At 66.9% G+C, this 10,790-nt stretch carries 10 protein-coding genes and 2 pseudogenes; 8 read left to right on the forward strand and 4 right to left on the reverse strand.

Annotated features, from left to right (window positions below):
* Positions 1-85 precede the first annotated feature (85 nt).
* A complete protein-coding gene (locus ACFU99_RS18625; protein WP_384393020.1) occupies positions 86-1,003 on the reverse strand; it encodes an aminoglycoside phosphotransferase family protein in 918 nt (305 codons plus the stop codon).
* Between the two features lie 133 nt (positions 1,004-1,136).
* A complete protein-coding gene (locus ACFU99_RS18630) occupies positions 1,137-2,351 on the reverse strand; it encodes an amidohydrolase family protein (protein WP_384393023.1) in 1,215 nt (404 codons plus the stop codon).
* Between the two features lie 104 nt (positions 2,352-2,455).
* Between ACFU99_RS18630 and ACFU99_RS18635 the strand changes: the two genes are divergently transcribed.
* Positions 2,456-2,923: a MarR family winged helix-turn-helix transcriptional regulator gene (locus ACFU99_RS18635; RefSeq protein ID WP_384393026.1), complete on the forward strand. Its 468-nt coding sequence runs from the start codon at positions 2,456-2,458 to the stop codon at positions 2,921-2,923.
* Between the two features lie 76 nt (positions 2,924-2,999).
* Here ACFU99_RS18635 and ACFU99_RS18640 read toward each other — a convergent pair whose 3' ends face one another.
* Complete coding sequence (locus tag ACFU99_RS18640) at positions 3,000-3,122, reverse strand: hypothetical protein (RefSeq protein WP_384393029.1); 123 nt, start codon at positions 3,120-3,122, stop codon at positions 3,000-3,002.
* 650 nt (positions 3,123-3,772) lie between these two features.
* On the opposite strand from ACFU99_RS18640, the gene ACFU99_RS18645 reads away from it, so the two are divergent.
* The 5 genes and pseudogenes from ACFU99_RS18645 to ACFU99_RS18665 all read left to right on the forward strand — a co-directional run bounded on the left by ACFU99_RS18645 (position 3,773) and on the right by ACFU99_RS18665 (position 6,541).
* Positions 3,773-4,600 (forward strand): helix-turn-helix domain-containing protein, encoded by an 828-nt coding sequence (locus ACFU99_RS18645; protein WP_384393032.1) that lies wholly within the window; start codon positions 3,773-3,775, stop codon positions 4,598-4,600.
* Entirely contained in the window at positions 4,597-4,812 is a 216-nt protein-coding gene (locus ACFU99_RS18650) for a DUF397 domain-containing protein (protein ID WP_384393035.1), read from the forward strand. Before ACFU99_RS18645 ends, ACFU99_RS18650 begins: the two co-directional genes overlap by 4 nt.
* Positions 4,813-5,126: 314 nt before the next feature.
* Positions 5,127-5,231: pseudogene (locus ACFU99_RS18655) on the forward strand (Atu4866 domain-containing protein); the annotation flags it as partial.
* Between the two features lie 52 nt (positions 5,232-5,283).
* A complete protein-coding gene (locus ACFU99_RS18660) occupies positions 5,284-6,066 on the forward strand; it encodes an SDR family NAD(P)-dependent oxidoreductase (protein ID WP_384393037.1) in 783 nt (260 codons plus the stop codon).
* Positions 6,067-6,163: 97 nt separating this feature from the next.
* Complete coding sequence (locus ACFU99_RS18665) at positions 6,164-6,541, forward strand: nuclear transport factor 2 family protein (protein WP_024757633.1); 378 nt, start codon at positions 6,164-6,166, stop codon at positions 6,539-6,541.
* Between the two features lie 183 nt (positions 6,542-6,724).
* On the opposite strand, the gene ACFU99_RS18670 is transcribed toward ACFU99_RS18665, so the two are convergent.
* The gene (locus ACFU99_RS18670) at positions 6,725-7,912 is read right to left on the reverse strand and encodes a LysR family transcriptional regulator (RefSeq protein WP_384393040.1); all 1,188 of its coding nucleotides are present in this window, start codon (positions 7,910-7,912) and stop codon (positions 6,725-6,727) included.
* A 514-nt stretch (positions 7,913-8,426) separates the two neighbouring features.
* Here ACFU99_RS18670 and ACFU99_RS18675 point away from each other — a divergent pair.
* Together ACFU99_RS18675 and ACFU99_RS18680 are read left to right on the forward strand one after the other, a co-directional pair.
* Positions 8,427-9,929, forward strand: a complete 1,503-nt coding sequence (locus ACFU99_RS18675) for a peptidase M23 (RefSeq protein WP_384393043.1) — start codon at positions 8,427-8,429, stop codon at positions 9,927-9,929.
* Positions 9,930-10,193: 264 nt separating this feature from the next.
* A pseudogene (locus tag ACFU99_RS18680) lies at positions 10,194-10,790 on the forward strand (peptidase M23); the annotation flags it as partial.

Genomic DNA, 10,790 nt, shown 5'->3' on the forward strand with positions numbered 1-10,790 from the left:
GATACACGAACCACCTCAGCCGAGGCATGACGGCCGCCGGTATCGGGTGGCGCTCGGTCGCTCCGCGCCTGCCTCGGGCCGTCGTTCAGAAGTCGTTCAGAACACGATCGAGCGCGGCCCGGCCCGCGGGTCCCCACGCGGGCTTGCCACCGGGCAGGCCCCGTTCGCCGTTCTGGCCCATGAGCAGGAGGAACAGGCTCTTCAGGGCGGCCAGCCCGCGGGCGCGCCGCATCGTTCCCTCGTCTGCGTGCGCGTACGCGGTGAAGAAGGGCGCGGCGGCGCCGGCGGGGAGGAGGACCCAGGCGGCCGCGAGGTCCCACGCCGGATCGCCGGCGAACATGTCGCCGAAGTCGATCACGCCCGAGAGCGTCCCGTCCGAGACGACGACGTTCGCGGGGTGAAGGTCGCCGTGCACCCAGAGCGGCGGACCCTCCCACTCGGGGGCGGCGACGGCGTCGTCCCAGACGGCCCGGACGTGGTCGGCGCGATCGGCGAGTTCGCCGGAGAATTCATCAGGGCCGACGGCGTCGAAGAAGTAGTCGAACCCCTCCGTGCACGTCTTGGGATGGCCGCCGCGGTCCGCGCTGACCGGCGCGTCCTCGGGCGCCTCCACGTGCAGTGCCGTGAGGAAACCCGCCAGCGTGTCGGCCGCGTGGTCGCCGCGGCTGATGGAGGTGCGGTCCAGCGGCGTGCCGGGGACCCACGTCATGACGGTCCAGGGCTTCGGGAAGCGCGCGGACGGTTCACCGGTCCGTACGGGCTCGGGCACCGGAAGCGGCAGTCGCGGGGCCAGAACGGGCAGCCACCGGCACTCCTTGCGCAGGAGCTCCGGGGCGCCTTCTGTACGCGGCATACGCACAGCCAACTCGTCCCCCAGACGCCACATCTGGTTGCCCCACCCGCCCACCACTTCACGGACGGCCAGCCCCGCGAGGTCCGGGTGCTGCTCCCGCAGCAGGTCACGGACCAGGTCCTCGGTGATCTCGATCTCGGAGTCGGTCATGCTCAGCCACCCTACTGGGGCAGGCCCGGGGCACGATTCCGGCTCCGCTCCTGATCCTGATCCTGATCCGTGACTGGATGCGGCTCGGCGGAGGCCCTGGTCCCTGCATGCCCGCCCCGGGGAGGGGCCGCGGTCACGCCGCCAGGCGGGTGCCGCGGCGCCAGATGGCACGGGTGTTGAGGGTGTCGCCGATGTCGCTCGTCGGGTCGCCGTCGACCAGGAGGAGGTCGGCGCGGAGTCCCTCGGCGACGCGGCCCCGGTCGCCGAGGCAGAAGCGGCGGGCCGTGGTCGCCGTGGCCGCGCGCAGGGCCCGTGCCGGCGTGAGGCCGGCGGCCACCAGGTATTGCAGTTCGTGGTGCAGGCTCGCTCCGTGCGCCAGGCCCCCGAAGAACGTCTCGGGCATGGAGACGTCGGTACCGGCCAGCACGTCGACGCCGGCGGCGTCCAGCGCGCGCACGGTGTCGTACACGTCGTGGAGTTTGCCCTGCGGGTAGCGGTTGTAGCTGGAGCGCAGGGTCTCCTCCCACTTGCTGTCGAGGCGCGCGGCGACCCGGGGGTCGTCGGCGAGTTCGCTGCCGGTGATCCCCATCAGCGAGGCGTTGAGAGTGACGCAGGGGATGACGAACATGCCCGCGTCCTTGATGATGCCGATGATCTCGGCGGTGTGCGGCTGGTCCATGAAGACGTGGGTGAGGCCGTCGACACCGGCTTCGGCGGCCATCCTGGTGGCCTCCACGGTCAGCGCGTGGGCCACGGTCAGGGCCCCGTACTTCTTGGCCTCGGCCACACCGGCGTTCACGGTGGCCTGGTCGAGCGAGGGCAGCCCGGGGTGTCCCTCCACGCTGCCGTCATCGATCATGAACTTGATGAAGTCGGAGCCCCGCGCGAGAAGTTGGGGCACGAACGCCGCCGCTTCCTCGGGAGTGGTGGAGAACGGCATCAGGGGCATCACCGGGGGGAGATCCCACTTCGGCCGGAAGCCTTCGGGCATCAGCTCGCTCGGGTGACCGCCGGGCGGTGTGATGGCGAAGCCGGAAGAGCGCACGTCGGCCAGGGTGTCGTCGTCGGTGATGGACCCACGGTTCTCCCGGGTGTTCATCCCCTGCATCTCCAGTTCGGTCGTCACCCCGAACCGCAGGGCGAGCGCCAGGGAACCCGGAGCCGAGTGCACGTGGGCGTCGATCAGTCCCGGCAGGAGCGTGGCGCCGCTGCCGTCGACGATCTCGCTGCCCTCGGGAGCGTCACCGCCGACACGGGCGATCCTCCCGCCGTCGATGACCACGGTCTGCGCGCCTACCGCCTTCTCGCCGTCGAAGATCTGCGCGTTGGTGATCGCGGTGAGCGCCATAGCAGTCCGCCTCGTTTTCTCGCTCGTCCCAGCTTTTTACATACCCAATGCTATGCACTTGCCTATAGGTATGCAAATGTACGAGCCGGGCTAGACTCGGCCGCATGAGCAGCGCGCCCCTCCCTGAGCAGCCCTCCGACGACCTGGCGCTGGACCAGATCGGCCCGGCGCTGTCACGTCTGCGCCGACGCGCACCGGCATCGGGCAAGGACCTCTCGCGCAATCTCGTGCTCAATGTGATCGCCGACGCACCGGGCGAGACGACCGTCGGCGGCCTCGCCGCCGAGATGGGCGTCGCCCAGCCCGTAGCCAGCCGGACCGTCGCCGCCTGCATAGCGGACGGGCTGCTGCGCCGGACGGCATCCCAGTCCGACGGCCGCCGGACCGTCCTCGAACTCACCGAGCACGGCGAAGCCGAACGCAACCGCTTCGCAGCCGAACAGCGACAGGCGTTCCAGGAGATCACCGCCGCCTGGTCGCCGGAGGAACAGGTCCAGTTCGCACGCCTCTTGGCCCGCTACGGAGCCGACGCCACCGCCTGGTCCAGGAATCAGGCCACCAGCCGCGACTGAGCTTCGCGGCGCGCGACCGTACGTGCGGAAGCCGACACCGCTTCATGAGGTGTCGGCTTCCGCGACCGAGGGCCCTTCAGGCCAGCGGTTCCAGCGTCACGTAGTCGTCGACGACGCGGTGGTAACTGGTGTGTCCGGTCGCCCGCGCGTGACGGCGCATCCACTCCTCGATCCAGTCCGAACCACCGGAACGGATCATCTCCCCGCAGCCCTTCCCCTCCCCCGCCTCACACGTGACACACGTAGCGCTGTACACCGGACGCACCACACTCGCATCCCGCTCCACCGCCCATGCCAGGTATTGGCACGCGCCCCTCATGACGCCCCCTTCGGGCCGCCGTCGGCCGGCCGAACCGCCGTGTCCGGCTTCCCCAACCCCGCACGGTGCTGCGGGCATTGGCACCGGGGAAAAGCCATTGATCCCGGCGGAGGCTTCGGCTTCGCCCCTTCGCCGGACCCGTTCAGGTGATCCGGGGGAATCGTGAATACGAGGAGCGCCCCGTTGACCCCCCGCTCCGCGATCATCCGGGCCAACTCCGCCCGCGCCGTGCTCTTCATGTGCCCATCCGCCTCAGTCCGTGCCATACCTTCTCCGTCAATTCCCTGGTCGGCTCCGCGTATTGCCGCGGCACCCATTCGGGAGCCATGCGCCAGAAGCCTCCGGCTCGGATCAGCTCGTACAGCGCTTCAAGTTCGTCCCCTTGCCCCGGGGTCTCGGGGGCTTGTTCGATCACGTCGCGCGCCTTCCGTCGCTACGCAGTGTTTGTGCCCCTAGCTTCGACGTCCGCGAGTAGTCTCAAAAGGGCCTAGCCCATTCCAACGGGCCCGGAATAACGCGGAGTTGAACACATGAACGAGCCCATTAGCCATAACGTCGGACCAGCCAATAGCGCCGAGTACTTCGGGCAGGAAGTCAGGGCGCTCCGCGACGCGCTGGGGCTCTCCCAGGAAGCATTCGCAAATGTGCTCCACTACAAGCAGGCTCAGATCAGCAAGGTCGAGAGCGGAGCCGTACTCGCATCGGACGCCTTCGCGCATTCCTTGGACAGAGTGGCCAAGACGCCAGGGGTCTATGCGCGCCTGCGCGAGCGGCTGAGTAAGGGTGGGCACCCCAGCTGGTTCATCCCGTACCTGAACCTGGAGAAGGGCGCGTCCGCGATTGAGGACTTCAGCAACGCACTGATCATGGGGATTTTGCAGACTCCGGAGTACGCCGAAGGCACCTTCCGGGCCGTCCACCCGCGCGAGACCGACGACCAGATCAAGCGGCGGGTAGAAGCACGTCTGCGCCGTCGCGACGTAATGGACCGCGAGACGCCGCCGCTGCTGTGGGTGATCCTGCACGAGTCGTGTCTACGCACCGTCGTCGGCAGTCGACCCATCATGGCCGCACAGCTCAACCACCTTGTCGCCGCGTCGACGAGCCCCCACATCACCCTCCAAGTTCTACGGTTCACAGCGGGTGCCCCAGCATCCTCCCTACCGTTTACGCTGCTTACGGCAGACGACGGGGCAACAGTCCTGTACTCGGAAACCAGGGAGCAGGGGCACGTGACGGACTCGGCGGCGGCGGTAAGTACCGCTAAGGCGACATACGAACGCCTGCGTGCCGCCGCCGCGTCGCCTGACGAGTCTGTGAACCTCTTCCGGGAAATCGCGGAGGAATACACCAGATGAGCAACACCCCCGACCCCAGCGGAATCGTGTGGGTCAAGAGCACGTACAGCGGCGGCGAAGGCGGCCAGTGCATCGAGTGGGCACCCTCCACCGTGGCAACGCACGGCGTCGTACCCGTCCGTGACAGCAAGGTCCCGCACGGCCCCATCCTCACCGTCTCCCCCATGGCATGGGCCTCGTTCGTCGCCTTCGCGGCTCGCGGCGACGCGTAAGCCCCCGGACGGCACTGTTCAAACGGGCCGCTCGGCCGGCGGGCGAGGTTGTCCGCCGGTTCGAACGGGGTGTAGAGGGCTCCCGCCAGGGGGTTGGCGGGGGGGCCGGTCGTTGGGTGTGGCGGGCCCCGTAGCTCGCGATGCCGAGTGCTCAGGCCAGGCGGCGGCTCGGTGGGGTACCTAGGTGCGCCGCACCCCGGCAGCGCACGTCCTGGTTGATGGCCGCTGACCTGCGCAGACTCGGAAGGGAGCGGCAAGGGCCGCGCCGTTCGAGGAGAGGAGTCGGCCATGGCCGTCACCGTTGAGGGCGAGCGCGGCACAGCGCGTACACCGGCCGGTACACGGTGACCGGCAGCCACCTGGACTACGTCGACGACACCGGGTTCACCGCCACAGGCGACATCCGGGACGGAGCGCTATGCCCTGCACCGGAGCCTGCACTCACACTCACCTTTCTCCTGGGACTGCACCATGACACCTGCGACCGCGTCCACATCCGCCGCACCATCCGAATCCACCGAGTTCGCCGGGAAGATCGCCCTCGTCACCGGAGCCGCGCGAGGGGTGGGCCAGGAGACCGTGGCGCTCCTTCACGCCCGCGGGGCTCGGGTCGTCGCCCTCGACCTCCGCCCCGACGTCACGAACCTGACGGAAGAGTTTCCCGGCGTCGTCGCGACAAACGGTGACATCACCCAGGAGGAGACCGCCCACCGCGCGGTGGCGACGGCCCTGGATGCCTTCGGCGGACTGGACATCCTTGTGAACAATGCCGGGCGCACCCAGAACAAGCCCCTCACCGACACCACGGCAGAGGACTGGGACACCGTGATGGCGGTCAACGCCCGCGGCTCCTTCTTCTGCGCCCGCGAGGCGTTCCGGGCCATGAAGAGCCGCGGCGGCGGCGCCATCGTCAGCACCGGGTCGTACGCCTCCACCGTCGCCCTGCCCGAAGGCGTCGCCTACAGTGCGTCGAAGGGCGCTCTGGCCCAACTGACCAAGGTGCTCGCCGTCGAGGGCGGCCCGCTGGGCATCCGCGCCAACCTCGTGGCCGCGGGCGTCATCGAAACGGACTTCCTCGATACGATCCGCCCCGACAGCCGTGCCTACCTGGCGTCCTTCGCCGCCGCGCAGCCCCTGGGACGAGTGGCGCAGCCCGAGGAGATCGCCGAGGTCCTGTGCTTCCTCGCCTCGCCTCGCTCCAGTTTCGTCACGGGAGCCGTGGTCGCCGCCGACGGCGGATTCACCGCGATCTAGCTGTACTGACCCGTAGCGCTGTGACCGGGATGGTCCACTGTGGTCAGAAGGCGGCTCGCGGGGCGAGCGCATACGCAACGGCTGGTATTACTGGAGTATGCAGGAAGAGACGGCACGCTCCGCGATCGACACGTTCATCTCCGCGTTCAACGCCTCGGACGACAGCTATGTGACTGCCCTGCTCTCCCAGGCCCTGACGTCAGACGTGGTCTTCTGGGGGCCGTTGGGCCGCAGTGAAGGAATCGAGGCGGTCGAGCGGTTCGTGCTGGACATCCGACGCCACCCGGCGGGGACCGGCACGATGGTGCGCTGCTCGGCGGTGGACATGCCGGACGAGTGGGCCCGGTACCAGTGGGTCTTCACCACGCCGGATGGAGGCCCCCGCCTGGCGGGAACGGACGTCGTCCATCTGCGGCGAAGCCTCATCGACCAGGTCATCGTCTTTGCGGGGGAAATCGAGCCGTCCGCCTCCTGAGCGTCCTTCTGTCCTTCTGTCCTTCTGTCCTTCGGCACTTATGGAGGACAGAAGGACAGCGTCCGAGGGCCCGAGGGTTCCGGCCTCTGGGCGGGCCGCCTCGCACCACATCGGCAACGGTCGACGCGGGGTCAGCGGCCGGAGTCCGCGACCGGGGTCCGCGACCGGAGTCAGCGGCCGGAGTCAGCGGCCTGAGTCCGGCGCCGGCGTCCTTTGCAGAACGGTGGCGGCAGCGCAGCGTATGGCGTTGATCGTGGGCAGCGAGCGGTTCTTGGCCATCCAGGCCAGGGCGGCGGTGCCGGGTGACGCGTCCGACACCTCTACGTAGTGCACGCCGGGGCGGGGAAAGAAGGTCCGTGCGGCGCCGGGCAGGAAGGCCATGGCTTCCCCGTAGGCAACGGCCAGGAACAACGCCTCGACATCATGAACAACCGGCCCGTAGCGCACAGTCGTGCCGTCGGGGCGCGGGTCGACGGCCCAGAAGTTCCACCATGTCCGGGGGCATTCTGGCGGGACGTCGACGACCGGGCGCCCTGCCAGTTCGGCCAAGGTGACGCTGGTCCGGCCGGCGAGCGGGTCATCGGCAGGCAGGCACGCCACACGTGGCCAGGTGGCAAGTGGCAAGGTCTCGATGCCCGGCGGCATGGGGGAGACGAGGAAGGCCACGTCGACCTCACCCTGGGTCAGCGCCAGGACATGGTGTGCGATATCGAGACTGCACACATCGAGTTTGAGATCGGGGTTCCGTGCACGGAGCTCCGCCAGAATGGCGCGCGTGTACGGCTGTTGGGCCTCCGCCCCGATGGAGCCGATCGCCAGCCGACCCTGGACGCACCGGATCTGGGTCTGTGCCACGTGGCGTATACGGTCCACCGACTCCACCGCCGTCCGTGCTTCCGGCAGCAGCGCCTGACCTGCCGGTGTGAGCTCCACCCGGCGACTCGAACGAGCCACAAGATCCACCCCGAGACGCCGTTCGAGAACACGGATTTGGCGACTGAACGCAGGCTGGCTGATGAACATGCGCTGCGCGGCATTCCCGAAGTGCAGCTCCTCGGCCAGTACGACGAACAGTCGCAACTGATGCACGCTCGGTTCACGGGAGGAGCCAGTTCCCGAGTCCTCACCGCCCCCGGCTGGGCCGTACCCCGCAGAGGTATCCATACCCATCACGGTATCAATCTCGCCCCAGTCGGCATCGGCCTTCTCTTTACCCACACAATGTGCCCGGACAAAATGGGTCCGCACCATCTCATTGCCGCGCTGGAACTGCGGAAAGCCCGCGCGCTGTCCGCAGTAGCAACGCGATGTCATCTCATCGGGGGAAGCAATGCCGCTGTCACAACAGCACGGGGGCGCCGTGCTCGCCACCGCGTCGCATCGTCGACCGGCCTGGGCCTGGACCTGACGAGTTCGACAACTGCGCACACCGCTGCCGCAACGCGGCACCAGCTGCGGTGTACGGGGGCCCACTCATCTCAACCAGGTCGGCTCGCTGATCAACCAGGTTGGCTCGCTGAACACCAGCACCAACTGGTCCATCCGTAGGGACGACCACGGAGCCCGCAACGGTGCCGGCCCCCATCCCAACCGGTGGTCGTCCATGAAGGCGGATTCACCACGCAGCCACATCGGCTGGGTGCCGGACCAGCACATCGCCGGCGAAGCCGATCCTGTCGAGCCCTGCCGTCAGCCATGAGCCGATCCGCCTGCCGACGTCTCGTCAGGCGATGCTGTCGGGCCGGCCCGGCATGCCGAGGGCCTGCCGGATCAGCGGATGGGCGTACACATCTCACTCCGAACAACTTGAGCAGATCATTCTAAGGGGATTTAAGCGATGGGGAGATACAGATTGAGAGATAGACGCTTAGTCGTCCTTCTCTGCATGATGTTCGCGGTGCTTTTGAACTTTCAGGCACCCGCAACGGCGGCGCCCAGCACGACACCACCGGGTATCCGTTCTGGCCTGACTGCCGGCCAGGCAGCAGCACAGGGCTCGTCCATCACTCGTGCCGAGGTTCTGGCCAGGGCTAAGACGTGGGTGGACGCATCCGTTCCGTATGACAACTACAGCTACCGGGACGGATACCGCAAGGACTGCTCAGGGTTCGTCAGCTTCGCCTGGTCGGCAGGCACCAGCTATACCACGCAGTCCCTGCCTCAGGTCAGCCGGAGAATCACGAAGGACGAGCTTCTTCCCGGCGATATTCTGCTGTGGCAGAGCCCCAACTGGCCCAATGAGATGGGGCACGTACGAATCTTCGGCGGTTGGCTGGACAATACCCACTCGCGGTACTGGGTCTACGAACAGACGCCGCCCCATACGATGCGCAGTGAGTACGCATGGTCCAGTACGAGCTCGAAGTATGTGCCGTATCGGTACAACAACATTCTGGGCGATTCGCCATCCGGTGACCGCATGGTGACGGCGTCGAATACCGATGGGCGGATGGAAGTCTACGCCGGCGGGGACGACGGCGTCTGGCATACCTACCAGACATCGCAGAACGGCGGTTGGGCCGCCTGGGAATTCTGGGGCGGACCGAAATCCGCGAACCTGGCATCAGCCCGGTCCGCCGACGGCCGCATCGAAATCTTCGCACTCAACACACAGACATTCTGGCACCGCGTACAGAAATCCCCCAACAGCGGCTGGCACGACTGGGAAACCAACTTCGGCGGCGGCGGCTACGGACTCACCGTCGGCACCAACAAAGACGGACGACTCGAAGTCTTCGCCTCCAACGGCGGCGGCATCTACCACCGCTACAACTCCAGCCAACAACCCTGGTCCAACTGGGAATCCATCGGCGGACCAGCCGACTCCCGCCTCGCCTCCGCAAGCTCATCCGACGGCCGCATCGAAATCTTCGCACTCAGCGACAGCACATTCGGACACCTCGTACAAAAATCCCCCAACAGCGGCTGGCACCCATGGGAGAACTTCGGCGGCGGCGGCTACGACCTCGCCGTCGGCACCAACAAAAGCGGACGACTCGAAGTCTTCGCCTCCAACGGCGGCGGCATCTACCACCGCTACAACACCAGCGAACAACCCTACTGGTCCAACTGGGAATCCTTCGGAGGACCCGGCAACGCCAAACTCGCCACCGAACGATCCTCAGACGGACGCATCGAACTCTTCGCCGTGAACGCCACCGGCGCCCAGCACATCGTCCAGAAATCCCCCAACAGCGACTGGCACAACTGGGAAACCAACTTCGGCGGACCCGGAACCGACATCACCGCCGGACACAACGCCGACGGCCGCCTCGAAGCCATCGCCTCCAACGGCGGCGGCATCTACCACCGCTACAACACCAGCCAACAACCCTACTGGTCCAACTGGGACCACCTCAACGGCCCCGGACCCGGCATCGGCTACTGACAACACCAACCACCGATATCGACCAAACGGAAGAAGGACGAGAAGGAAATGCCAAGATCCTCCTGGCGGTTCAGATGTATGGCCATCCTCACCGTAGTCTTGGCCTGGACCCTCAGCATCACCGCGACGGCGACCTTCGCGAGTGCTTCCCCTCGCCCCGTGGATCCAACCGAGATCACCCCGTACGAGGCTCGCGTCCTCTACCAGAACCTTCCATGTGACCCCGCAGGGCCGAGCCCGAAAGACTCAACGACAGCCTCTACTTTGAACGCACTTCTCTCCAACAAGATGGCCCATAACATGACGGCATACCGTGCTTCATGTGCGAGGGTCATCGTGCAGGCCGTGAAAGACCGTGGGCTCAACCAGCGTGCTGCCGCGATCGCTCTGGCTACGACCATCGTGGAATCCAGTATCAGCAACATCGACGGCGGTGACGCCGACTCGGTGGGCCTGTACCAACAGAGGGCTTCTTGGGGTTCCTTCGCTCAGCGAACGAACGCACCGTGGGCAACCAATAAGTTTCTCGACGTCATGCAGAACTTCTATCCGAACGGGTCATGGAATTCAGCGCCCATCGGTGACGTAGCCGCTGACGTACAGCGGCCCGCGAGTCAGTACCGTTACCGCTACGGCGTCGAAGCGAACGATGCTGTGCTCATGGCCAAGGCACTGTGGGACAGCCAGACCTTCTCCGGTGACCGAATGGTGACGGCGTCGAATACCGATGGGCGGATGGAAGTCTACGCCGGCGGGGACGACGGCGTCTGGCATACCTACCAGACATCACAGAACGGCGGTTGGGCCGCCTGGGAATTCTGGGGCGGCCCGAAATCCGCGAACCTGGCATCAGCCCGGTCC

This window comes from Streptomyces sp. NPDC057654 (genome assembly GCF_042800135.1).
Lineage (GTDB): Bacteria > Actinomycetota > Actinomycetes > Streptomycetales > Streptomycetaceae > Streptomyces.